This is a genomic window from Planococcus dechangensis (genome assembly GCF_042654465.1).
Taxonomy (GTDB): domain Bacteria; phylum Bacillota; class Bacilli; order Bacillales_A; family Planococcaceae; genus Planococcus; species Planococcus dechangensis.
On record NZ_JBHSGL010000015.1, the window covers coordinates 217,244 to 241,981 of the forward strand.

At 48.9% G+C, this 24,738-nt stretch carries 21 protein-coding genes; 17 read left to right on the forward strand and 4 right to left on the reverse strand.

Annotated elements, in window-relative coordinates; genetic code table 11:
* Positions 1-296 precede the first annotated feature (296 nt).
* The 3 genes from ACFO5U_RS15365 (at position 297) to ACFO5U_RS15375 (ending at position 6,003) form a co-directional block, all read left to right on the forward strand.
* The gene (locus ACFO5U_RS15365) at positions 297-2,021 is read left to right on the forward strand and encodes an ABC transporter ATP-binding protein (protein WP_377279962.1); all 1,725 of its coding nucleotides are present in this window, start codon (positions 297-299) and stop codon (positions 2,019-2,021) included.
* Positions 2,018-3,844: an ABC transporter ATP-binding protein gene (locus ACFO5U_RS15370; RefSeq protein ID WP_377279963.1), complete on the forward strand. Its 1,827-nt coding sequence runs from the start codon at positions 2,018-2,020 to the stop codon at positions 3,842-3,844. Before ACFO5U_RS15365 ends, ACFO5U_RS15370 begins: the two co-directional genes overlap by 4 nt.
* A 290-nt stretch (positions 3,845-4,134) precedes the next feature.
* Complete coding sequence (locus ACFO5U_RS15375; RefSeq protein WP_377279964.1) at positions 4,135-6,003, forward strand: serine hydrolase domain-containing protein; 1,869 nt, start codon at positions 4,135-4,137, stop codon at positions 6,001-6,003.
* 107 nt (positions 6,004-6,110) lie between these two features.
* Here the strand turns inward: ACFO5U_RS15375 and ACFO5U_RS15380 are convergent, their stop codons facing one another.
* Positions 6,111-6,704, reverse strand: a complete 594-nt coding sequence (locus ACFO5U_RS15380) for a class I SAM-dependent methyltransferase (protein WP_377279965.1) — start codon at positions 6,702-6,704, stop codon at positions 6,111-6,113.
* A 336-nt stretch (positions 6,705-7,040) separates the two neighbouring features.
* Between ACFO5U_RS15380 and ACFO5U_RS15385 the strand changes: the two genes are divergently transcribed.
* From ACFO5U_RS15385 to ACFO5U_RS15400, 4 genes are all read left to right on the forward strand, one after another.
* The gene (locus ACFO5U_RS15385) at positions 7,041-7,610 is read left to right on the forward strand and encodes a hypothetical protein (protein ID WP_377279966.1); all 570 of its coding nucleotides are present in this window, start codon (positions 7,041-7,043) and stop codon (positions 7,608-7,610) included.
* Positions 7,607-8,728 (forward strand): MGDG synthase family glycosyltransferase, encoded by a 1,122-nt coding sequence (locus ACFO5U_RS15390; protein WP_377279967.1) that lies wholly within the window; start codon positions 7,607-7,609, stop codon positions 8,726-8,728. The genes ACFO5U_RS15385 and ACFO5U_RS15390 overlap by 4 nt, the downstream gene beginning before the upstream one ends.
* A 5-nt stretch (positions 8,729-8,733) precedes the next feature.
* Entirely contained in the window at positions 8,734-9,321 is a 588-nt protein-coding gene (locus ACFO5U_RS15395) for a DedA family protein (protein ID WP_377279968.1), read from the forward strand.
* A gap of 360 nt (positions 9,322-9,681) precedes the next feature.
* A complete protein-coding gene (locus ACFO5U_RS15400) occupies positions 9,682-11,184 on the forward strand; it encodes a phytoene desaturase family protein (protein WP_377279969.1) in 1,503 nt (500 codons plus the stop codon).
* A gap of 129 nt (positions 11,185-11,313) precedes the next feature.
* Here the strand turns inward: ACFO5U_RS15400 and ACFO5U_RS15405 are convergent, their stop codons facing one another.
* On the reverse strand, positions 11,314-12,153 hold the full coding sequence (locus ACFO5U_RS15405; protein ID WP_377279970.1) for a DUF4097 family beta strand repeat-containing protein: 840 nt from the start codon (positions 12,151-12,153) through the stop codon (positions 11,314-11,316).
* Between the two features lie 116 nt (positions 12,154-12,269).
* On the opposite strand from ACFO5U_RS15405, the gene ACFO5U_RS15410 reads away from it, so the two are divergent.
* The 4 genes from ACFO5U_RS15410 (at position 12,270) to ACFO5U_RS15425 (ending at position 14,803) form a co-directional block, all read left to right on the forward strand.
* The gene (locus tag ACFO5U_RS15410) at positions 12,270-12,881 is read left to right on the forward strand and encodes a DUF2238 domain-containing protein (protein ID WP_377279971.1); all 612 of its coding nucleotides are present in this window, start codon (positions 12,270-12,272) and stop codon (positions 12,879-12,881) included.
* A 251-nt stretch (positions 12,882-13,132) separates the two neighbouring features.
* Positions 13,133-13,579 carry an SRPBCC family protein gene (locus tag ACFO5U_RS15415; RefSeq protein WP_377279972.1) on the forward strand — a complete coding sequence of 149 codons (447 nt, stop codon included), beginning with the start codon at positions 13,133-13,135 and terminating at the stop codon, positions 13,577-13,579.
* A gap of 130 nt (positions 13,580-13,709) precedes the next feature.
* Positions 13,710-13,892 (forward strand): hypothetical protein, encoded by a 183-nt coding sequence (locus ACFO5U_RS15420; RefSeq protein WP_377279973.1) that lies wholly within the window; start codon positions 13,710-13,712, stop codon positions 13,890-13,892.
* A gap of 167 nt (positions 13,893-14,059) precedes the next feature.
* Positions 14,060-14,803: an aquaporin gene (locus tag ACFO5U_RS15425; protein ID WP_377279974.1), complete on the forward strand. Its 744-nt coding sequence runs from the start codon at positions 14,060-14,062 to the stop codon at positions 14,801-14,803.
* An 87-nt stretch (positions 14,804-14,890) separates the two neighbouring features.
* Here the strand turns inward: ACFO5U_RS15425 and ACFO5U_RS15430 are convergent, their stop codons facing one another.
* On the reverse strand, positions 14,891-15,592 hold the full coding sequence (locus tag ACFO5U_RS15430) for a FadR/GntR family transcriptional regulator (protein WP_377279975.1): 702 nt from the start codon (positions 15,590-15,592) through the stop codon (positions 14,891-14,893).
* Between the two features lie 182 nt (positions 15,593-15,774).
* On the opposite strand from ACFO5U_RS15430, the gene ACFO5U_RS15435 reads away from it, so the two are divergent.
* The 3 genes from ACFO5U_RS15435 (at position 15,775) to ACFO5U_RS15445 (ending at position 18,633) form a co-directional block, all read left to right on the forward strand.
* Positions 15,775-17,178 carry an FAD-binding oxidoreductase gene (locus ACFO5U_RS15435; protein WP_377279976.1) on the forward strand — a complete coding sequence of 468 codons (1,404 nt, stop codon included), beginning with the start codon at positions 15,775-15,777 and terminating at the stop codon, positions 17,176-17,178.
* Positions 17,175-18,170, forward strand: a complete 996-nt coding sequence (locus tag ACFO5U_RS15440) for a bile acid:sodium symporter family protein (RefSeq protein ID WP_377279977.1) — start codon at positions 17,175-17,177, stop codon at positions 18,168-18,170. Before ACFO5U_RS15435 ends, ACFO5U_RS15440 begins: the two co-directional genes overlap by 4 nt.
* Before the next feature lie 130 nt (positions 18,171-18,300).
* Entirely contained in the window at positions 18,301-18,633 is a 333-nt protein-coding gene (locus ACFO5U_RS15445) for a hypothetical protein (RefSeq protein ID WP_377279978.1), read from the forward strand.
* A gap of 41 nt (positions 18,634-18,674) precedes the next feature.
* Here ACFO5U_RS15445 and arr read toward each other — a convergent pair whose 3' ends face one another.
* Positions 18,675-19,091 carry an NAD(+)--rifampin ADP-ribosyltransferase gene (gene arr / locus ACFO5U_RS15450; RefSeq protein WP_377279979.1) on the reverse strand — a complete coding sequence of 139 codons (417 nt, stop codon included), beginning with the start codon at positions 19,089-19,091 and terminating at the stop codon, positions 18,675-18,677.
* Between the two features lie 526 nt (positions 19,092-19,617).
* Here arr and ACFO5U_RS15455 point away from each other — a divergent pair.
* The 3 genes from ACFO5U_RS15455 (at position 19,618) to ACFO5U_RS15465 (ending at position 24,734) form a co-directional block, all read left to right on the forward strand.
* The gene (locus ACFO5U_RS15455; protein WP_377279980.1) at positions 19,618-20,607 is read left to right on the forward strand and encodes an aldo/keto reductase; all 990 of its coding nucleotides are present in this window, start codon (positions 19,618-19,620) and stop codon (positions 20,605-20,607) included.
* Between the two features lie 327 nt (positions 20,608-20,934).
* Positions 20,935-21,507 (forward strand): TetR/AcrR family transcriptional regulator, encoded by a 573-nt coding sequence (locus ACFO5U_RS15460; RefSeq protein ID WP_377279981.1) that lies wholly within the window; start codon positions 20,935-20,937, stop codon positions 21,505-21,507.
* An 80-nt stretch (positions 21,508-21,587) separates the two neighbouring features.
* Positions 21,588-24,734, forward strand: a complete 3,147-nt coding sequence (locus ACFO5U_RS15465; RefSeq protein WP_377279982.1) for a bifunctional cytochrome P450/NADPH--P450 reductase — start codon at positions 21,588-21,590, stop codon at positions 24,732-24,734.
* Positions 24,735-24,738 lie beyond the last annotated feature (4 nt).

Sequence of the window (24,738 nt, forward strand, 5' to 3'; positions counted from 1 at the left end):
CCGAACCAGATTTTTCCACCTCGTTCCTTTCGACCATTTTAGGGCAGTTCTATGCGAGGCTTGAAATAGCACAACAAAACAGCGGTTTCACAGGCAGTTGAAGCGGTGCTTCAAAATTGACGCACCGCCCTAATCGGAGTAGCTTAAAAATTATCTAAACAACTTTTTTTGCGAAAAAAAATCATCTAAACGGCAGATGCCGCCGCTTGCAGAAATTCCGAAAATACGGTTTGGTTTATCCGAAGTCAACAGCAATTTATATAGTGATTTCGCATTAATTTAGAGGGGGCAGCAATATGATTAAGATTTTAAAAAACCTCAGTCCCTATAAATGGATCGTGCTCGGCGTCGTCGCATTGGTGTTCGGGCAATCGATCGCGGAGCTGTTTTTGCCGACCTTGATGGCTGATATTATCGACAATGGCGTCGTACAGGGGAATATCCCGTATATTTGGGAGATTGGCGTTTGGATGCTATTGGTGTCGGCAATCGGCGCAGCCGCGGCGGTGTTTGCCAGTTATTATTCGGCGAAAGCGGCGATGGGCATGGGGCGCGATTTGCGCCAGAAAGTGTTCAAGCATGTGGGGGAATTTTCGCTTCAGGAATTCGATGAAGTGGGGACCGCGTCGCTCATCACACGTACGACGAACGACATTACGCAAGTGCAGCAAGTGGTCATCATGATGCTACGCATGGTCATTAGCGCACCGATCATGCTCGTCGGCGGGGTGATTTTGGCCGTCTCCAAAGATGCGCAGTTGTCCTTGGTGATCATCGGCGCGATGCCGATACTGGCAGTGTCGATCCTATTGATCTTAAAATACGGCATGCCTTTGTTCCAGCAAGTGCAAAAGCAGCTGGACGGATTGAACTTGGTCGTCCGGGAAAACTTGACCGGCATCCGTGTTATCCGGGCGTTTAACCGCGAGTCACAGGAAAAGGCGCGTCTCCAAAAAGCCAACCGCGATTTGGCGGACGTCTCCATTAAAGTCAATAAAGTGATGGCGTTTTTAATGCCAGTGATGATGCTCGTCATGAACATGACCGTCGTCGCCGTCATTTGGTTCGGCGGCATCCGCATCAACAACGGAGCGATGCAGATCGGGGATTTGATGGCGTTTATCCAATACGTCATGATGATCATGTTTGCGCTGGTCATGGCGTCGTTCATGTTCGTCATGGTGCCGCGCGCGGCGGTATCGGCGAGGCGCATCAACGAAGTGCTCGATATGCATCCGGCGTTTCAAGACAATGGAACGAAAAAAGCGGATCGCACACGCGGCACATTGGAGTTTGATGATGTGACGTTCTATTATCCAGGTGCTGAAGAACCGGCACTGTCGAATATCAGCTTTACGGCGAAACCTGGGGAAATTACGGCCTTGATCGGTGGGACGGGTTCCGGCAAGTCGACGCTCGTCAATTTGGTGCCGCGCTTTTACGAAGTGAGCAGCGGCACGATCCGCGTCAACGGCGTCGATATCCGGCAGGCACCGCAACAGGAAGTACGGTCGAAAATCGGCTTTGTGCCGCAGAAATCGATGCTGTTTACCGGCACGATTGCGGACAATATCCGCTTCGGCAAACAAGATGCCAGCCAAACGGAACTCGACCATGCGGCGCGCATAGCGCAAGCTACCGAGTTCATCGATCAAATCGACGGCGGCTACGCGGCGGAGATCGAGCAGGGCGGATCGAATTTATCCGGCGGCCAGAAGCAGCGCTTGTCGATAGCACGCGCCTTGATCCGCAAGCCGGATGTCTATATTTTCGACGACAGCTTTTCAGCGCTCGACTTTAAAACCGACGCCAAGCTGCGCAAGGCGCTGAAAGATGAAACAAAAAACGCGACAGTGCTATTGGTCGCACAACGCGTCAGCACAGTTGTCGACGCAGACCGCATCCTCGTATTGGAAAAGGGCCAAGTGGTCGGCATGGGCACACACGAAGAACTGTTGGAATCCAATGAAGTGTACCGTGAAATTGCGCTATCCCAATTGTCAGAGGAGGAGATCGCATGAGCCAGATGGGTCCTCCTCGCCTGGGTGCGAGCATGCCGGCGGAAAAAGCGAAAGATTTCAAAGGCACGTTCCGCCGTCTCGTATCTTATTTAAAACCACGCCGGAAAAGACTGGCGGCAGTATTTGTGGTCGCGATTCTCAGTACGGTATTCGCCATCATCGGGCCGAAAATCATGGGGATGGCGATCACCGAATTGTTCGAAGGGGCATACGGCCAATTGCAGGGAGTTCCGGGCGGCGGCGTCGATTTTGGCGTCATCGGCCAGATTCTCGCGGTGCTTGCCGGACTGTATGTGTTCAGCAGCGTGTTCAGCTATATCCAGCAGTATATGATGTCGACGGTGGCGCAGGACACGGTCTATGATATGCGCCAAGACGTCAATAAAAAACTGGAGAAATTGCCACTCGAGTACTTTGACGGCCGGCCCAACGGTGAAACCTTAAGCCGTATGACCAATGACATCGACACGATCGGCAGTACGCTGCAGCAAAGCTTGACGCAATTTATCACATCGATCGTGACGCTCGTTGGGATTCTGGTGATGATGCTGACGATCAGTCCTTTGCTGACCTTGATTGCGCTTGTGTCCTTGCCGCTGTCGCTGTTTGTCATCGGGCCGATTTTGAAAAAGTCCCAAAAATACTTCAGCAGCCAGCAAAAAAATCTCGGCCGCCTCAATGGCCACGTCGAAGAAATGTATACGGGCCATCAAGTGGTCAAGGCGTTCGGCCACGAAGCCAAATCCAACGAACAATTCGATGTCGTCAATGATGAATTGTATAATGCTGGGCGCAAAGCCCAATTCATCTCGGGGATCATCATGCCGGTGATGACCTTGATCGGCAACTTGAGCTATGTACTGATCAGCATCGTCGGCGGGGTGCTGGTCATCCAGCGCGCCATCTCTATCGGTGATATCCAGGCGTTCATCACTTATTCCAAACAGTTTACGCAGCCGATCACCCAGACGGCGAACATCGCCAACATCATCCAGTCGACTATAGCAGCAGCAGAGCGTGTGTTTGAACTGCTGGATGAACAAGAAGAAGTGGAGGCCGTGACGACGTCTGTGTTGGCACGTGCGAAAGGCGCGGTGACATTTGAAAATGTCGACTTTGGCTACGGTGACGACTTGCTCATCGAAAACATGAACATCGACGTCCAGCCGGGCCAAACGGTCGCTATTGTCGGTCCGACCGGTGCCGGAAAGACGACATTGATCAATTTATTGATGCGCTTCTATGAACTGAAAGGCGGTCGCATCACCATCGACGGCTTGGATTCGCGGGAAATGGCACGCCATGAACTGCGCCAGAACTTCGGCATGGTGTTGCAGGATACGTGGCTCTTTAACGGCACCATTCGCGACAATATCAGCTACGGCAAACCCGGCGCCAGCGAAGAGGAAATCCGTGCGGCAGCAAATGCGGCACACGCTGATTTCTTTATCCGTACTTTGCCGGACGGCTACGATACGGTGTTGAACCAGGAAGTGTCGAACATCTCACAAGGGCAAAAGCAATTATTGACCATCGCCCGTGCCATACTGGCCGATCCGCCGATGATGATTTTGGACGAAGCGACATCGAGCGTCGATACGCGGACGGAGATTTTTATCCAGCAGGCGATGAATCGTTTGATGGCGGGCCGCACGAGTTTTGTCATCGCGCATCGCTTGTCGACGATCAAGGATGCCGACTTGATTCTAGTGATGGACCAAGGGAAAGTCATTGAGCAAGGCACGCATCAACAGCTGCTCGACAAAGACGGCTTTTATGCCGAGCTGTACAATAGCCAGTTTTCAACGAAAGTGGCTGTGTAAAACGAAAAGGGCCCACCGTGCAAGTTGCGCGGGGGGCTTTTTTTTGACCTTGCACTGTTCATTGCAGGTTGCGGCAGTCGATGGTCAGAAAAAAACAATTGCTCTATATTCCAGAACTTGTTAATGATACTATTTACTTATTGTGCCGGGTAGTCAAAAGATAGGTGGAAAACACAGCGCTGACACCTTCAGCAAGAGGCGATCAAGCATTTGTGAAAGCTCACATGCCCCCCGCAGTGTTCATTTATCCATAAGCCGATTCAGGAAATCGAGTCGTTAGGAGGAGCTCTATGAAAAAGCTTTTGGTGATTGTCTTGTTATTGGTTTCGTCTTTATTGTTTCCAGTCTATTCCTTGGCTGAAGAACACACAACGCCATCAGGAATTGCAATACAGGACTTGGAGAATTTCGTGGATGATTATGTCGATGGCTATATCAATCAAACTGTAGCAGGTGCCAGCATCGTGGTCGTCAAAGACAATGAAATTGTTTTGTCAAAAGGCTATGGTTATGCCGATATTGAAAATGAAATCCCAGTTGAATCTGCTACTACGGTTTTTGAATGGGGGTCCATCAGCAAATTGTTTGTTTGGACCGCCGTCATGCAATTGGTGGAACGAGGCAAAATCGATTTGGATACAGACATACAAAGCTATCTGCCCGAAGACTTTTTAACAAAACTGAAATACGATGACCCCATCACGATCCTGCATTTGATGAACCATACTGCCGGCTTTGAAGATTATATTTTTGATCTCGGTTATCCGACTGAAGAACGTGTGACCTCGCTCGTTGAAGGGCTTCGACTTGCTGAACCGGAGCAAGCGTACCGGCCGGGAGAAGTTGTAGCCTACTCGAATTATTCTACTTCACTGGCTGCGTACATCGTTGAACAAGTAACCGGGCAGGAATTCTATGAATATGTCTCAGAGAATATTTTTTCCAATCTGGGCATCGAGAATTCGACAGCCTATTTACCGATTGAAAAAAAGCAATCCGTTGTTCAAAATAAGGCAACAGGCTACGAATTGTCGGAACCATCGACATTTGCACAATCTACGCCGTTTTATGTCTCCATGTATCCGAGTGGTTCCATAAATGGCACAGCCGAGGACTTGGCCCAATTTGCGCTAGCGCTTATGGCGGAACAGGATGGGGATTCCAGTTTGTTTGAAGAGGACGCTAGCTTGGATGAGATGTTATCGACAAGTTACTCTGTAAATGAAGACGTACCAGGCATAGCCCATGGATTTTGGGAATACGACGGGAAGTTTCGGGGAGTCACTCATGGCGGAAACACGATTTCTTTTTCGAGCAATTTCCATGTAGTGCCGGAAGAAAATTTCGCTATTATTGTGTTAACCAACCAAGCGGGAGAATCGGATCTTTCTTATGGCTTGGTGAAAGAATTGGTGGGAGAGGCAGAGCCGGTTATAGCGGAGAATTTGCCGGATTCACAAGAGGTAGAAGGCACATTTCTGACTGCCCGCCGGACGCACAGTGGATTTTTGAATGTCTATTATTATTTGACTTCGTTGACTGTCCGTTCCACCAATCCGGATGAAATTACCATCAGCATGGGGGGCGTACCGGCTGCATATATTCAGACAAGCCCCTATGTCTATAAATTGAGTGATGACAATCATCTGTTTATCCCCATTAATACGCTTTATTTCCAAATGGAAGATGGCGAAGTGACACAAATTTCTACCTCCATTGCCGATTATTTGCCGACGGATAAAAGCATGCCGCTGCTTATGGCTTATTTGATAATAGTCCTGATTTGCACATTATATTTCTTCATTTCTGCCGTCGTCTTCACGATCGGGTTTGCGTGGAGGAAACGGAAAAAACGCTCGCTGTCCGCGAGTGCCAAATGGCATTATTTATTGAATTTATCAGCCGTCGCCATACTGATCAATGTCATTGTGCTTGTGGCAAGGATGCTCAATAATTATGCTCGCGCCTATAGCGAAATTGTGCTCCATATCTATTTAAATTATGCACTGACGGCTGCTAGTCTGGTCTTTGCAGCCTTGCTAATCGTGAACTGGAGAAAAGACAGCTTAACAAAACCGCAGAAGCTGTTATATTTTGTATCCATCCTCAATACATTTATTCTGATTGCTATACTGATCATCTGGCAATTTTATTCTTAAACTGCGAGTGCTGTGGCGAACGCGATTCAGCCGTTATAATTCAAGTGAATAGAAAAAACAATGCCCTCAATGAAATGAGCCGATTTCATTGAGGGCATTCGTATTGTTCACGACGGGTTGCGGCATTCAATGGTCAGAAAAAGCCCGCCATAATGGGAGCTGACCTTCTGCACATCCAATCCCGATTGTTTTACAAGCTCCAGCGTGTCGCGGTTCAAATGACAGCCGTCGCACAGTTTTTTCCAAACCGGCGTTAAGGCTTCCTGAGTTTTCCCCATCAGCGGTTGATCCATTTTGACGTGTTCGAACAGCAGAATCTGCGCGCCCGGTTTACTGGTCCTCCGGATTTCCTCAAGTGCTTTCACGGGATCCGGAATCGTGCAAAACACTAAAGTCGCGACGACTGTATCAAAGCTGTTGTCAGCAAACGGCAGTTCTTCCGCTATCGCCTCATACGTATCAATCGGCGTCCGGGATTTTTTGATGCGTTTGTCGGCTTGCTTGCTCATGTCCGGATTCGGTTCGATCGCATCGACCCGTTCGGCATTCGTGTAATAGCGGAAGTTTGCGCCTGTGCCAAAGCCAATTTCAAGCACGCGCCCTTGAGCTTTGCGGACAAGACCGGCGCGGATTTTTTCGAAACGCGTTTTTTCCAGCGGTTTCATGGCCGCATCATATATACGGGGGAGAAATCCAGCCATATTCCATCAGCTCCTATCCGTTGTTTTTTATGTAGTATAGCATTCCATTTTGGCAGGGTAATGTTCTGTTTGATCTTTTTTCGTCATGAATAAAATCTCCTGGACATTGTGGATTCTTTTTTTGAGCCCTATAGACTATAATTGAAATATAAAATTGCAGAAAATTAAGAAAAATTATAGAGCTTCCTGTCTTTTCAACCGCATTTCCAGAAACAATATGAAATTCCTTATTTATTGCAAGCCGCTGTTGTCAACTGGCAGCGGACAGGCATCCGATTGAAGTTTTAGCTTCAGGTGGGGGGAATGGTAAGGGCTGTATGCCGAGGAGGTGGGATGATGGAAGTTTATCTTGTGTTTACCGATACGAAAACCAGCTGGGCAAAATTGATCAAGAGCTATACGCGCTATCCATTTAGCCATGTCTCGCTTTCTTTTTCAAAGGATTTGAGCCAAATGTACAGCTTTAGTTTCGGCAGGAAACAAGCTGGAGAGGCATTTAGCGGGTTTGTGAAAGAAGATGTCACGGACAATCTTTTTCAGCAGGCCGATTGTGCGGTGTACAAATGGGAGCTGTCTGAAGAAAGCTACGGCAAAGTTTGGCAGTACGTGCAAAAGATGGAGCGGGAGCAGGATTTGTTCAAATATAATTTCAGCGGTTTGCTGGCGGTGGTGTTGAATTATCATTCCAAGCGAACAGACGCTTATTTCTGTTCGCAATTTGTCGCGGAAGCTTTGGCGGCCGGGAATATTTGGGTGGCGGACAAACCCTCGTCTCTTGTCACGCCGCGCGATTTGATTGCCTCGGGCAGGACGATGATCCACAACGGCTATGTGCAGGATTATCCTTTTCTATGCCGAGCGAGCGGGTGTGTGGAGACAGATCTTGTGCTGGAGGGGATGGAATGAAGAAGGTCCTGTTGTTTCCTTTGTTCAAAAGCATGCCGTCGGGACATCATCAGGTGGCGGATGCAATTTGCGAAAGCATTTATGCAAATTCCCGGGATATCGAATGCAAGAAAGTGGATATGCTCAGTGAATGGAATCAAGTGGTCGAAGGCGGCATCGTGAAGGCTTATTTGCAATGGATCCGCTATTTTCCGGAAACCTATGCTTGGACATACCGCAAACTCGCCTACCGCAGCAAAAGAGAGCGGCCCCATAAAACGTACGAAACTTTATTCATGAAAAAGATGCAAGAGATTCTGGCGATCGAAAAGCCGGATTTGATTATTTGTACACATGGTTTTCCGTCTTATTTCATCAACCGCCTAAAAGAGATGGGTATTTGCGATGTGCCGGCGCTCAATATTTATACGGACTTTTTCATCAACGATGTGTGGGGGTGCAGCCATATCGATTATCATTTCGTGCCGAGCCGTGTGATTAAAAATAAACTTTCTTCCAAATACGGCATTGAGGGAAGCCATATATTCGTCACTGGAATTCCCATCAGCCGGCAATTCGAATCCGCCAGGCAAGCAGATAAGGAACTCGCAACGCCGCCCTACCGGATTTTGATGTCAGGTGGCAGCATCGGCCTTGGGAATATGTCCGACATGCTGGCTAGCGGGCAGAAAAAATTGGACTGCCGCATCAAAGTGCTGTGTGGCGCCAATGAAGCGTTATTCCACCAGGTCATGCGGCTTGAAGGCGATTTTGCCGAAGCCTATCCGTATATTTCATCCAAACAAGAAATGAACGCGCTTTACGAATGGGCGGATGCCATCATCTCGAAACCGGGTGGAGTGACAGTGTCGGAAGCTTTGCGCAAACAAATCCCGATTTTCGTGTCCGGCACATTGCCGGGGCAAGAACAGATCAATCTCCGGCTGCTCGATGAGATGGGCCTCGTATTCATCGTGCCTGAAGGGGCAGATGCACTCGAATTTGCTTGCCGTGTGCTTCAGGATAAAGCAAGAATCCAGCGCTATCTACAGGCTGAACGGCGTTATGTGGACGAGTTGGAATTGAAAGATTCCGATGGGGTATACCGGGAAATTGAAGCGATGCTGGAGCGGGGCTGAGCGGAATGGACATCCAACTGGCCATTGAATGGCTTTTCGGGTTCTTGGAAAAATTGGGGCTTTTCGGTTTGTTTACGGCTATTTTTTTGGAAGGAGCATCTGTGCCGTTTCCGGGCATTGTAGTCGTTCTCGCCTATGGCGGCCTATTGAACATGAGCATTGCCGGAATGGCGGGGGTTGCCGCCATCATGGCCGCCATCTATAGCGTCGCGAGCCTGATTCCTTATTTTATCGGCAACAAACTGGAGCATTTAATCCGGCCGAACATCCGCAAAGGGCTGGATAAGGCGGGCCGCATCTTCAACCGCTACGGCATATGGAGCATCGCGTTGTCACGTCCATTCGGGATCGGGAACTATATTTCCTACTTGGCGGGAAGCAGCGGTGTCAGCTTGCTGAAATATTTGCTTCTTACGTTTGCAGGCATCTTCCCATGGTGTTTGGCGATTTTGTATTTGGGTGATTACTTGAATGGCAATTACGACCGCTTCCTGATGCTTTTTGATGAATACAAAATGGAGTTCTACGGCACCGGCCTGCTTCTCGCGATGGTGTTTACCGGATATGCAATCTGGAGACGCCGGAAAAAATGAGCTTATAAGAAAAGCCTCATCTTTAGTGAAGAGGCTTTTTTGCATGCAGCACTAGCCAAAAATCTTTTATGTAAGATACTGTTTCAAAATCTAACAGAACATGAAGGAATAGCTGATTATTGGTCGATTCTTTCTATGCCATTGCGCAGCTGGCAGTTAGAAAATTCGTCCTGGAAAGTGGTACAATTTCGCTTTCAAAAAAACAATGTGTATAATGATTATACAAAAGCTATACATAATAGGGTTTCAAGTATTATAGAAAGATAAGAGGGTTATGGCAAAGTTCTGCAGAAGGCTATCAAAGGACTTTTATAGAATGGATAAATTAAACAAACTTAGGGGATGAAAGGCGGTACGTACATGGACAAAGCAAAATCCGTAATCGTAATCGGGGGAGGCCTTGGCGGTTTGTCAGCGGCGATTTCATTGGCGCAGCAAGGCTACTCGGTTTCTTTATATGAGAAAAACAGCCATATCGGCGGAAAAGTAAATCGCTTGGAACAAGACGGCTTCGGCTTTGACCTCGGACCGTCAATTTTGACGATGCCGCATATTTTCGATAAATTGTTCATCACCAGCGGCAAGAACATGCTCGACTACATTCCGATGCAGCGGCTCGACCGGGAATGGCGTTCGTTCTTTCCGGACGGCACGACGATCGACTTGTACCACGACCTGGATTTGATGGAACGGGCGAACCCGGCGCTTTCCAAACAGGACATGAAGGAATATTACGCGCTGTTGAAATACTCGCGCCGCATTTACAAGACGACCGAGCATAGCTATTTGAAAGAAGGCTTCGAGTCGCCGAGAGAGGCAGTCGCACAAAACGGTATCTTGTCTACATTGATCGGTTTTGATTTGACGTCGACGATGTATAGCGGGATCTCCAAGCGCATCAGCAATCCGCATTTGCGTGATATGCTGGCGTATTTCGTTAAATACGTCGGATCGTCCCCGTACAGCGCACCTGCCGTACTCAATATGATGATTTACATGCAGCATGCACAAGGTTGCTGGTACGTACCGGGCGGAATGCACAAACTGGCGGAAGGCATGGAGCGTCTGGCACGGGAAGAAGGCGTCAACATCCACACCGGCATGGGCGTCATCCGTGCGCTGACAAGTGAAGAAGGCAAGATCACGGGCGTAGAACTTGAAGACGGTTCGTTCCAGACGGCCGATTATTACGTCTCGAATATGGAAGTCATTCCATTTTATAAAAAGATGGTCAAGGCGGAGCACGAATTTGTCGACAAGCTCGAGAAAAAGTATGAGCCGGCAGGATCAGGCCTCGTATTGCATCTCGGTGTCAAGAAAAGCTATCCGCAGTTGAACCATCACAATTTCTTTTTCTCGGATAATTTGGAAGAGCAGATGGAAAAAGTATTCAATCGCCACGAGCTGCCGGATGATCCGACCATCTACCTTGTCAACGTCAATAAAACCGACCCGACGCAAGCGCCGGACGGCCACGAGAACATCAAGATTTTGCCGCATATCCCGTATATCCAAGACAACCCGTTCACGCCGGAAGACTACCGCGCATTCGAGGAGCTTGTGCTCGACAAGCTCGAGCGCATGGGACTCGACGGGCTGCGTGACAATATCGTAACGCGTGACGTCTGGACGCCGCATGATATCGAGCGCATCTACGGCTCGGACCGCGGCGCGATTTACGGCACCGTATCTGACAAAAAGCAAAACGGCGGCTTTAAGCACAAAAAACAAAGCGAGCTGTACGACAACCTGTATTTTGTCGGGGGCACCGTCAACCCAGGCGGCGGCATGCCGATGGTGACATTGAGCGGCCAGCAAGTGAGCGATAAAATCGTTAAGCGCGATAAAGCGGGTAAGCGATAGAAAAGAATGTAGCTGCTCATATATTCCAGTAAGCGCAGTTGTTTTGGAATAACAAAATAATATAATCATGCCAAAAGCCTCTACCGGAATCGATTGATTCCAGTGGAGGCTTTCCTATTTTCTATAGCGTCATTCCACCACGATGCGGCCATTGTTCGACTCGAGATGAATCAGCACATTGCCATCGCCGAAAACGGACTCTTCGTTTTCACGGCCGTACACATTGATGCTGCCATTATCGACGCGTGCTCGGATGCGGGCATTAGACGGCTCACTGTCCGTGCGGATTTCGATGCGTCCGTTATTGGTTTCAAAATTGACAGGGAAATCGAGTGTCTCGGTGCTCAACTCGATGCGGCCGTTGTTCGCACGTGCTTGCAGTTCGCCCGATACATTGTTGAAAATGATGCGGCCATTCGAAGAACGGATAGCCATATTGGCTTCCATCTCAGTGATGTCGACGGCGCCGTTATCGGTTTCGACATTGACCGTTTCGCTATTGACCGATTCCAAATCAATGCGTCCATTATTTGCCTCGAGCGACAGTTCAGCGGCTTCAATATCTCGCGCCTGTATGGTGCCGTTATCGCTTTCTACAGTCAGCGAATCCAGTCCGTTTTCCGGTACAGAAACTTGCAGCGAGTAGGTACGGTTAAAATCGAAATTGAGGAACTGGGAGCGGTCTTTGACGTCGACGATCAAGCGCCCGCCTGACAGATCGGTCGTTAGCGTAAAGTCGTCGCTATTTCCTGACAACACGAGGCGTGCAGTGTCGTCCTCGCTCGGCACCAAATCCACGCGGGCATTTTCCACGGTAATCTCCATGTCTTCGATTTGTCCATCGAAAGTCTGTTCTTCGAGTACCTCCTGTCGGGCAGGATCTGAATTGTAGCTGATGACCAATACGATAATCACACCGACCAGGATGATGGCGGCTATGATGATCAACACTTTCACCAATGTTTTCATAGCGGGCTGCTCCTTTCTGCTAACGAAATATAAAAAGCTTTACACCGGGTGACAGGCTATTTTCGAAGTTTGTTGAATATGTACTACAATAAGCCACGGCGGAAGGAAGGGTGAACATGGAATCCTTGCAGAACAAACGGGCGATTGCTTTGGAGCGGATTGTTTGGTGGTCGGTGCAGATGTCCTTGCTGGCGGGCATTTATATAATGTATGTACAAGGCAATGGCACGAAAGTATTCATGGGCCTTTTAACGGTTGCGGTACTGGTGGTCATTGCCCTCGTGCAAAGGCGCTTCGATTATCCACTGCCGGCGATTTTCGCCAGCATTGTCTATATTTTCGTGTTCTTTTCGGTCGTCATCGGCACGTTCGGCGGCGGTTACCGGATCGATCATTTCGATGATTTTCTCCATGTCTTTTCCGGCATTTGGATCGGTTATGCCAGCTGGATCATCTTGAGGCGTTTGCTGCGCAACGGGGGAGCGGCCAATCTCCCGAATTCGTTTATTGCGCTGTATATGCTGTCTTTTTCTTTGGCGGCAGCTGCCGTATGGGAGTTACTGGAGTTTGCAGGCGATAAGTTATTCAGTTTCACCGCGCAAGGCCGTGACCCGGATGATACGATGATCGACATGATCATGGGGCTGATCGGCGGTCTAATCACCGTCGTCGTTATTTTGACTTTACGCAACAAAGGCAAAATAAACGAGGCTGTGGATAAAGAATAGTCCAAAGTACAGTTTTGCTGAATGTTCGACCATACTGATTTTACCATAAAAAGCTGTAGAGTCAGAATAATCAGTTTATTTAAAGGGTTCTTTCCATTATTGTCGAAGAAGTTGAGAACAGCAACTAGATGTGGACAGTTGCATTGAGGATTGCAGCGACAGGGGATTTTATCGGCAGGTGAGTTGTTTTGTGTGTGTTTGCTGTTGTCTGAAACGATGAAATTACTTTAAGGCAAGGGGAGGATGCCGAAATGTGGAATTTGCAGAAGACTGTTTTCATCGACCGCCGGGTAGAGGAAGTCCACCAATTTGCTACGAATCCGGTCCACTGGTATCAATGGTATGCCGGTTTATCCGAAGCTGAAAATCTGCTCGGAACAGGCGGTAAAGGGACAAGCATGAATTTGAAGTACTACTTTTTCGGCAGATCGTTGGAATTGCACGTACTGGTCGTAGAGAATGCGCCGTTGGAAGATGGCTATATTTGGCGGGCCCTTATCACGGGTGCATTCGACGCAAACCAAACGTGGACATATGTGCCGACAAACGGCGGTACAGAAATTCATTTTGAAATGAATTACGAACTGCCTGGCAGCATCTTAGGAAAAGTAGCCAATAAGCTATATATCAAAAAGCTGATGAGCAATTCAATAGAGCAGACTTTGCAGAACTTGAAAGACATCAGTGAAAGCGAGTGAGGAAAAAGCCGGTCTGTAAGTCATAGCCATGATTTTCGGGCCGGCTTTATTTGTCGATGATCGGTCATTCCACATCAGCGCAAAGCGGGATTTGAGCAATGGAATTTAAGATTTTAGGGAGATGACCGCCATGGATAATGGCAACCGCGATTACTCCAAAATACCATTTGCCGGATTAGGTTTAGTATTCGGCACAGCAATTGGCGCAGTTTTGGGTTTGATTCTTACGGGAAATCTGATTTGGGCTGGTGCAGGGACCGGAGTTGGCCTCGTTATTGGCGCAGCGATTGATGGCATGAAGAAACCAAAATAGTTTGGGCTATGGACTGACAAGGCGGCCGAAAAGGAGGGGGTCGACAGGAGGATATTGTAGTGGCGAGGAATGCATGGTGCATGGATTGCAGTGTTTTGAATATTTTTGAAATTTCGGGCAATTTTCTTTAGTAGTTGATAAAACATTCCGAAAAAGGGGAAATCGAAATGAAGAAATATTTAGCAGAGTTTATCGGGACTTTTATTTTAGTATTTCTCGGTACTGGGACAGCCGTCGTTTTGGGCGGCTATACAGGTGGAACGGATAGCGGCTTTTTAGGGGTTCTGGCGATTGCGTTGGCATTCGGTTTAGCAATTGTTGCAGGCGCTTACGCCATCGGGCACATTTCAGGCTGCCATGTCAATCCGGCCGTTTCACTCGCCGTGTGGATGTCCGGCAATTTAAGTGCGAAGGAATTCGGCGGATATGTCGCAGCGCAAATCGTCGGGGCATTTGCGGGTACGGCGTTTCTCGCTTTTCTCGTTGCTAGTTCAACCACCCTAGAAGGTTTTGGCGCGAACGGATACGGGGAGTTGAGCGCGGTTGGCTTGAATTTGCCCGGAGCTTTTGTCGTAGAAGTGGTGCTGACTTTCATTTTTGTTTTGGCTATACTCGGTGTGACATCGAGCAAGGCTACTTCCCATATGGGCGGGCTGGTGATCGGTTTGACGCTGACGCTCGTCCACTTGATCGGCATTCCGCTCACCGGCACGTCCGTCAATCCGGCGCGAAGCTTGTCTCCAGCTGTTTTTGCCGGCGGCGATGCGTTAGCGCAACTATGGGTATTCATTGTTGCTCCGCTGATTGGGGCAGCAATTGCCGCGCTGGTGTTTAAATCGTTCTTCTTCGTCAAAGAAGAAACCGGCATCGAAGTTGCGGGAGATGCCGACAACGAAAAACTGGTCAAGTGAGCGAGTAGGTAAGGAATCAGAAAAGTTTGGTGGAAAAAACGCGTAGAGAAACGGATCCGTTTCTCTACGCGTTTATCTGTGATGAAGTCAAATGGATTTATACAGCTCATGCCGTATCCGTGAAATATGCTCACCCATCAATTTCTTGGCCAATTCGCTATTGCGGCTTTCGATCGCCAAATAGATTTCTTCATGTTCTTTATACGTATCCTGATGGCGCGTAGCGTCCGTAAAGCGGTGGTGTCTCGTAGCGCGGATATTTTCTTCCAGCCGTTTGGCGAGTGTCTCCATCAAATCGATCAATAATTGGTTTTTGGTGGCATTGGCGACTTGCAGATGAAAATCGACATCGGCCTGGACGCCGAGTTCGGGGTCGTTCGCTGCCAAAGCCATTTGCTCAAGCACATCACGGATCGCCTGCAAGTTGTCAGGAGTCGCCCGCTGTGCTGCGAGCGATGCGGCTTCGACTTCGAATGCCCTGCGTAGTTCAAGCATATCGTCGATAGCTTGGATATCCGCCGCGTCAATGTGTGTGCCGAGTTCATTGCCGAGCATATCGTGCTTGGTCTGGGCAAGAAAGCTGCCGCCGCCTTGGCGGATTTCGAGGAAGCCTTTGCTTTCCAGCCCTTTCAAAGCTTCACGGACGGAATTGCGGCTGACGCCGAATAAACTCGCTAAATCTCGTTCAGAAGGGAGGCGGCCGCCGGGGGGCAGATTGTTCTCCAAGCATAGTGTTTGGATCTGTTCGACGACTAATTCATAGGTGCGTTTTTTCGGATTCAATAACACAACATTCTCCCCTTATTTGTATTTTAAGATTTTCCTTTATCATACCGAAGAGACTCTGAAATGTCTGAAAATACACATTGTATTTTTCAGATAATTATGTATAATTGGGATAATTGGTAGGACCAATTTGATCGAATACGAAAAATACAGCAATGAACTCATTCAAAAAGGAGCGAGTCAGCATGGCAATGGATAATCAAGAAACAGTGCTACAGGCATTGAAAGACCATTTAAAACCGGAACAAATCACCATCAACGAAACGATCAAGGAATTGCATGGCAAGGATGAATCCTACCACCAAATGGAACTGCCTGATATTGTCGTATTTCCCGAAACCACACAACAAGTGTCGGCGATCATGAAAGTGTCGCAGCAATATAAGGTCCCGGTCGTGCCGTTCGGTCTCGGATCGAGTTTGGAAGGCCATGTCATCCCGAAAAGCGGCGGCATCACCGTCGACTTCTCCTTGATGAGCAAGGTGCTCGATATCGATGCGGAGGATTTTTTGGTTACTGTGCAGCCAGGTGTCACCCGGACACAGCTCAATAAAGAATTGAAAAAGCACGGCTTGTTTTTCACAGTCGATCCCGGGGCGGATGCCACACTGGGCGGCATGGCGGCGACGAACGCCAGCGGCACGACTTCTGTGAAATACGGGGTCATGCGTGACCAAGTGCGTGATTTGGAAGTGGTCATGGCGGACGGCACGGTTATCCATACTGGCAACAAAGCCGCAAAATCTTCTTCCGGCCTTCATTTAAACGGCTTGTTTGTCGGATCTGAAGGAACGCTTGGCTGTTTTACCGAAATGACGCTGAGAGTATATGGCATTCCTGAATTCATCACTGCAGCCCGTGCCTCATTCGCTTCAGTGAAAGATGCGGTGGAAGCGGTCGTATCAATTTTACAGGCGGGCATCCCGATTGCCCGCGTCGAACTTGTTGATGAGCAATCGATGAAACAAGTGAACCTCTACAATGAGACAGCTTACTTGGAAAAACCGACATTGTTTTTGGAGTTCCACGGCAACGAAGCCGGACTCAAGCAAGATGTCGAATTCATGGAAGAAATCGTCCAAGGGCATGCGTGCGAAGAAATCGCTTTTGAAACCGACACAGCCGCACGCAACCAGCTATGGGAAGCGCGCCACACTTTGGCGTATGCGTATATCCACGGATACCCTGGCAAAAAACTGATGGTGACGGATGTCTGTTTGCCGATTTCGGAACTTGCAGGGGCGGTCAACCATGCGCGCGAAAACTTGCAAGCGCTCGGGCTGCCGGGCGGCATCGTCGGCCATGTCGGCGACGGCAATTTCCACGCCCTCATCATGATGGACATGAATGACGAAGGGGAAGTCGCCAAGGCCCAGGAATTCAACGAACGCATCGTTGTTTACGCACTCGAACGCGGCGGCACCTGCACCGGTGAACATGGTGTCGGCATCGGCAAACAGAAATATCAAAAGCAAGAACACGGTGCCGCACTGGATGTCATGGAGAAGATTAAAGCAGCGTTGGATCCGCAAAACCTGCTGAACCCAGGGAAAAATATCCAAGTGGATAACAAGGAGGCGATCCAATGAAACTACTGCAATCTCTAAGCGCCTTCGCTGGAAAATATTTCGCTGTTTGGGTCATTATCGCCGCATTGCTCGCTTTTTTGCTGCCGGAAGCGTTTATCGGATTCGGTGCATATATAACAATCCTGCTCGGTGTCGTGATGTTCGGCATGGGCTTGACGCTCAAACCCGTAGACTTCAAAATCATTCTTAAGAGCCCGCTGCCTGTCATCATCGGGGTCGCTGCACAATTTTTGGTCATGCCGCTTGCGGCATTCGCCATCGCGTATGTGCTGAACTTGCCGCCTGAACTTGCTGCAGGACTCGTGCTGCTCGGGTGCGTTCCAGGAGGTACTGCCTCGAATGTCATGGTGTATCTCGCAAAAGGAAACCTCGCGCTGTCAGTAGCGATGACCTCGCTGTCTACTTTGATGGCACCAATCATGACGCCGTTTTTACTGTTGCTTTTGGCAGGCCAATGGCTGCCGGTCGATCCGCTGTCGATGTTCGTTTCGATCATTCAAGTGATCATCATCCCGATCGCACTCGGCATACTCGTCCAGAAGATTTTTCCGAAGGCGGTCGCGAAAAGCATCTCCGTTGTGCCACTCATTTCAGTTGTTGCAATTTTGATCATCGTTTCGGCAGTGACGGCGGCCAATGGGCAAAACGTCATCAGTTCCGGTTTTATCGTGTTCTTCGCGGTATTCTTGCACAATGGCTTTGGCTTGATGCTCGGTTATGTCACGGCCATGGCGATGGGACTCAACGAAACAGACCGCCGTGCCATTTCACTTGAAGTGGGGATGCAAAATTCCGGATTGGGTGTGGCGCTGGCAACGGCCCACTTTAGCCCGCTAGCCGCACTCCCGAGCGTCTGGGGCGCGATTTGGCATAATATTTCAGGGCCGATCCTAGCAACGATCTGGTCGAAAAAAGCTGCCTCAGAACCCGACTCCGCACAGCCTGATCTCGCATCCCGAGTCAAGCCTGCAATCGATTCGGGATCGAAGTGAGTAAATTAGCACGTACAAAAAAACCGCCCAATTGCTGGGCGGTTTTTTCAATAAAGGAGAAAGATACAAGAGTGGCGAATTTTACCAGATGCAATGCTACATAATTCTTATAAAAAGCGAGTGAGACAAAATGGAATTCAATATTGGAAATGGAACACTTACGCTGCCTGAATTGCACATTACGATTGCGGCGATTGTCATTATTTACTTATTGGTCAAATGGAGCAAGGAGTTGGAAACGCGCAGGTTTACCGTTTTTATTTATTTTTTGGTCAGTGCGTACATTATTCCTGTATTCTCCTATCATTCAACAGATTCCGAATTCCAGTTATGGCTTCCGGTCGGGTTCATCTTAATGTTTTTCTATTTGCGCCGTCCCGATAAATACCATTCCGTCAAAATGAAAGCGAGCTTGTTAGGCTTGGGTGTCGCGCTTTATCAAATCATTGGACATATGCTGTGACAAGGCAATGACGAGTAGGGCTAAGACATTATCCTCGATAGTCAATCGATGATGAGCGCTTTTCCCTGTGCCCGCAGCTCTTTTAACGAAGCGAGCATATGGTTGATTTGCTCTTCGGAATGGCGTTCCCAAGATGCGAGTTCCGCGACGATCTTCAAAGGGGATTTGGAGCGGTAGGAGCGTGTCGGATTTCCAGGGAAGCGTTTATCGGTCAAGTTCGGATCGTTTTCAAACTCTCCCGTCGGTTCGACAATATAAATCCGCTCTTGTGCATCGCCGGCAGCCAGTTCCGCGCCCCATTTCGCCGCGTCGAGTGATGCAGTGAAATAGATGTAATTGGATTTTTTGTCCTGGAAGTTGGATAGATTTTGGGCTTGCAAAAGTTCGCCGATGTTCAAGCCGGCTTTTGTTCCGTGGAAGAAAGGGCCAAGGTCTAATACATCTTTTTTATCGTCCATTGCACTCTGCCTCCTGTTTTTCCATTTGGTATGTATTAGTAGTATAGGACAACGATTTTAGAAAAAGTAGTCTGTAAAATTTTTTTAGCCGGGTTATACTATAAGTAGAGAAGCACATATAATAAAATATGAAAGCCCAGTTCCTATTGAGGAACTGGGCTTTTCAGGCTGTCGAGAAAGTGAAGCAGTCATATTTTCCGAAGCTTATCGCTCGCTTTCCGCGGGCGGGAATCGAGCCTCCTCGTCACTTCGTTCCTGCGGGGTCTCTCAAACCCGCTATTCCCGCAGGAGTCGAGCAAACGCTTCTCCAAACACTAGGATACTTCATTGATTTTTAATGTAGTAAAAGTATCTCTATTATGGAATCATAGAAGATTTTCTACTTATTCAACACTCTGGAAAGCCCAGTTCCTATTGAGGAACTGGGCTTTTTCGTTTGGCAAAGGCCAGTTTGGGGCTATCGTTTAAATGCGTTTAGAGCGGGTAGACACATGTATATTCAATCAATTATATAAAGAGGTGTCCAATGATGAAAAATGAACTCACAATTAAACATAAACTTGGCCTTGGGACTGCGCCGCTTGGCAATATGTTCAGAGACGTTCCGGAACAAGAGGCGATGGCGACGATCGAGTCGGCATGGAATGAAGGAATCCGTTATTTCGACACGGCGCCGTTTTACGGGGCGGGGCTTGCGGAGCTGCGCCTCGGTGAGATCCTGTCTTCTTATGACCGCGACGAATATTTATTGAGCTCTAAAGTCGGCCGCATCGTACTCGATGAAAAGGAAGAAAAAGAGGGGCTGTTTGAATTCGGCCGCCAAAATAAAATCGAGACGAATTATACAGAGGACGGCACGCTGCGTTCGATTGAAGACAGCTTGAAGCGCTTGAAGACGGACCGGTTGGATATGGTTTTTGTCCATGATATTTCCCCTGACTTTCTCGGAGACGAGTGGATCACCAAGTTTGATGAAGCGCGTCACGGGGCATTCAGAGTGCTTGACCGCTTGAGAGATGAGGGCGTCATCAAAGCATGGGGACTTGGCGTCAACACGACGACACCGATCGAAGTCGCGCTTGAACTGGAACAGGCACATCCCGATTTGAGTTTGTCCGCGACGCAATATACATTGCTCCAACACGAGCGCGCACTCGAGCGCATGATGCCGCTTGCACAAGAAAAGGGCGGCGGGCTGGTCATCGGCTCGGCATTCAACTCAGGCGCTTTGCTCGGCGGCGATCATTTCGATTATCAGGAAATCACACCCGAAATCAAGGAGCGTGTTGCACGCTTTAACGATGTCGCACAAAATCACGGCGTTCATTTGAAAGATGCTGCGCTGCAATTCTCAAGCGCGCATCCTGCGGTCAAAGCCGTGGTGACCGGTTCGACAAGACCAGACCGCATCAAGGAAGACTTGGCTGCATTTGAAGCTACTATTCCGGCCGCTTTTTGGGAGGAGCTGGTCGACAAAGGACTGGTTTCGCCTAAAGCTGTTTTGCCGAAGAAATAAACCCACAGTTGAATTAAGAAAACAGCTGCTCCGAAAAGTCATGAAACTGACTTTTCGGGGCAGCTTTTTTATGTTCAATGAAGCGTTTCGTCCGCTTGCTTGTTGTTTGGTTTGCTAGTCAAATTGCTTGATGGAATACTTCGACACGAATGATTTTACCGTTAAGTGGATAGTAGGCGATACATTCAATGTGCCAGATTGTTTCATTTATGATAACGGAGCACTGCGCATAATCTATATGTATAAATGATTGATTTTCAAGAATATGTGGAGTAGACTGTCGGAGAATGAATGTTCATTCCGCAACCGAAGGAGGAATTTTTCCAGATGCCGACATCCACTACTAAACGCGAGGATATCATCCAAAGCGCGTTGACCTTATTTGCCGAGCGCGGATTTGATGCCACGACAATCCCGATGATTGCTACTGACGCGAAGGTAGGGGCAGGGACGATTTATCGTTATTTTTCTAATAAAGAAGTGCTCGTGAATACTATGTTCCAACATTATGTAAGCTTATTTAAAGAGACACTGGAAAAAGACTATCCGGCGGAATCGGACATTCGAGAGCAATTCCATCATTTATTCCAGGGGATGATTCGTTTTACGAACGAGCATGATCATGCTTTGTATTTTATTAAAACCCATACATCTGCTTATTTTCTTGATGCTAACAGCCGGGATCAATTCAGCCATTTATTGATGATTCTCGAGAATTTCTTCGATGAAGGCAAAAAGGAAAAACAGATTAGGGAGCTTCCTTCCAAGGCGCTGATTGCCATTATTTTTGGCGGTTTTCTTCAGCTATACCAATTGATCCGCGCAGGCGAACTTGAAGCGTCTGAAGAATTATTGGCAGGAGTGGAAAACAGCTGCTGGGATGCTGTGCGTCATCCATAACGATGATGCCAGTTTTTTTCTGATCTAATAGGAATGAATATTCATTCCTATGCTGAAATCTATAAAAGAGGTGCTTATCATTGATTGATACAAAAAATCTGCCACAACCGAAATCGTATGGCCCGCTGGGGAATTTGCCCTTGATCGATAAAGAAAAACCGGTGCAGTCGTTCATGAAGCAGGCCCGTGAACTCGGCCCGATTTATCAATTCCATTTTCCAGGACGCACTAGTACGTTCGTGTCGAGCGCGGAGTTAGCTGCCGAAATTTGTGACGAAACGCGCTTTGATAAAAAGATCGGGCCGGCTCTCCAAAAAGTCCGTGCATTTGGCGGAGACGGCTTGTTCACGAGCGGAACCGAAGAACCGAACTGGAAGAAAGCCCATAATATCTTGTTGCCGAGCTTCAGCCAGCAGGCAATGAAAGGTTATCACGAGAAAATGATCGACCTTGCTTCGCAATTGGTCCAGAAATGGGCGCGGCTCAATCCGAACGAGGAAATCGATGTGCCGGATGATATGACGCGCTTGACGCTCGATACGATCGGATTATGCGGTTTTAATTACCGCTTTAACAGCTTTTACCGGGAAGATTCCCATCCGTTCATCGAAAAAATGGTGCGGGCTTTGGATGAATCGATGAGCCAGACGCAACGCCTCGGCATTCAAGACAAGCTGATGCTGCGTTCGAAGCAGCAATTCAAAGAAGACATCGACTATATGTTCAATTTGGTTGACCAATTGATCGAAGAACGCAAACTTGCAGGAGACCAAGGCGAGGATGACTTGCTGGCGCATATGCTAAAAGGCAAAGACCCGGAAACCGGTGACTCCTTGGATGACGAGAACATCCGCTTCCAGATCATCACGTTCTTGATTGCAGGGCACGAAACGACGAGCGGCTTGCTGTCGTTCGCAATTCACTATCTCTTGAAGCATCCGGAAAAATTAGCGAAAGCCTATGCCGAAGTGGACGAAGTGCTCGGTGAGGCGACGCCTTCTTTCAAGCAAGTAAAGCAATTGAAATACGTGCGTATGGTCTTGAATGAAGCACTGCGCCTATGGCCGACTGCGCCGGCATTTTCCGTTTATGCAAAACAAGACACGACGCTTGCCGGACAATATGCGGTAGAAGAAGGCGAAGCCTTTACTTTGTTGATTCCCGAACTGCACCGTGATACGAGCGTCTGGGGACAAGATGCAGAAAGTTTTCGGCCGGAGCGTTTTGAAGACATCTCGAAAATTCCGTATCATGCATACAAACCGTTTGGCAACGGCCAGCGCGCATGCATCGGGCAGCAATTCGCGCTTCACGAAGCAGTACTCGTGCTTGGCATGGTGCTGCAGCATTTCGAACTGGTCGACCATACCGATTATCAACTGGACGTCAAAGAAACTTTGACCTTCAAACCGGACGGGTTGACGATGAAAGTGAAACCGAGAAGAAAACTGCAGATGTTCCAAGCGCCTGCAGTGGAAGAACAAGAAGACGCACCGGCAGAGCAGCAATCCATCGATTCACACGGCACACCACTTTTGGTGCTTTACGGATCCAATCTCGGAACAGCACAAGGCGTCGCGCGTGAGCTTTCGGAAACGGCACGCTTCAAAGGCTTTGACGCGAAAGCCGCCGCGTTGGATGACTATGCGGGCAACTTGCCGACTGAAGGGGCGGTAGTCATCGTATCGGCCTCCTATAACGGCAACCCACCGGACAATGCTGTGCGCTTTATGGACTGGCTGTCAACTGACGCTGACCTAACAGGGGTTACATACAGTGTCTTCGGCTGCGGCGACCGCAACTGGGCCACCACCTATCAGCGCGTGCCGAGCATTGTCGATGATCAACTGTCGGCAAGCGGCGCATCGCGACTTATCAGACGTGGTGAAGGCGATGCCAGTGAAGACTTTGACGGAGAGCTTGAAAAATGGCAGCAATCCCTATGGGCTGCACTGGCTGAACGGTTCGAGCTTGATCTTGAAATGAATACACCAGCAAGAAACCGGTTGTCGATGGAATTCATCAGCGGTGTCAGCCACACGCCGGTAGCCCGAGCGTACGATGCGTTCACTGCAATGGTCGTCGGCAATGACGAACTATTGAAGACCTCAGAACGCAGCACCCGCCATATTGAGATCCAGTTACCTAAAGGGGCGTCGTATCAAGAAGGCGACCATCTCGGTGTGCTGCCTGAAAATTCTTCAGAGCTGATAGACAGAGTATTGAAACGCTTTAACTTAAAAGGAGACGAGCATGTGATTCTCGATGGGAGTTCCGGCGGGGCGAACCATTTACCGACCGGCCAGCCTGTCCAGCTCGCCCAGCTGCTCACAAGCTATGTGGAATTGCAGGAACCGGCGACGCGCGCGCAACTCCGCGAACTCGCAAAATGCAATCCATGCCCGCCGCATAAACAAGAACTCGAACAATTGGTGGAGGATGAAACGTATAAACGGGAAGTGCTCGCGAAGCGCTTGACGATGCTCGAATTGCTTGAGCGTTTTGCGTCGTGCGAAATGGAGTTTGAAAGCTTTTTGTCTTTGTTGCCGGCCTTGAAAGCCCGTTATTACTCCATTTCCAGTTCTCCGCGTGCATCGAAACATGCGAGCATCACGGTCAGTGTCGTGAAAAGCGCGGCGTGGAGCGGAACAGGTGAATACGAGGGCGTCGCTTCCAATTATTTGGCACAGCGTGAAGCGGGCGATAAAATCGCCTGCTTTATCCGGACGCCGCAGACGGCCTTCCAATTACCGGAAACCACCGAAACGCCGCTCGTCATGGTCGGGCCTGGCACCGGCATCGCTCCTTTCCGAGGCTTTATCCAGGCACGGCGCGTGTTGAAAGAACAAGGGGCCGAACTCGGCACTGCGCAGCTGTATTTCGGGTGTCGTCATGCTCAGCAGGACTTCTTGTACGAGGAAGAACTGAAATATGCTGAGGAGCAAGGCATCATCTCGCTCCATAGCGCCTTCTCCAGACAGCAGGAGGAGAAAGTCTACGTGCAGCACTTGATGGAACAGAATGCGCCAGAAATCTTGGAGCTTCTCGAACAAGGAGGGCATTTATACATTTGCGGTGATGGCGGCAAAATGGCGCCAGCCGTGGAGGAAACCCTGGTACGCAGCTATCAGGCACTTCGCGGAGCCGGGCGCGAACAAGCGCTTGCTTGGCTAGAGGAACTTGAGCAATCCGGCCGTTTTGCAAAAGATATCTGGTCGGCTTCGTAAATGA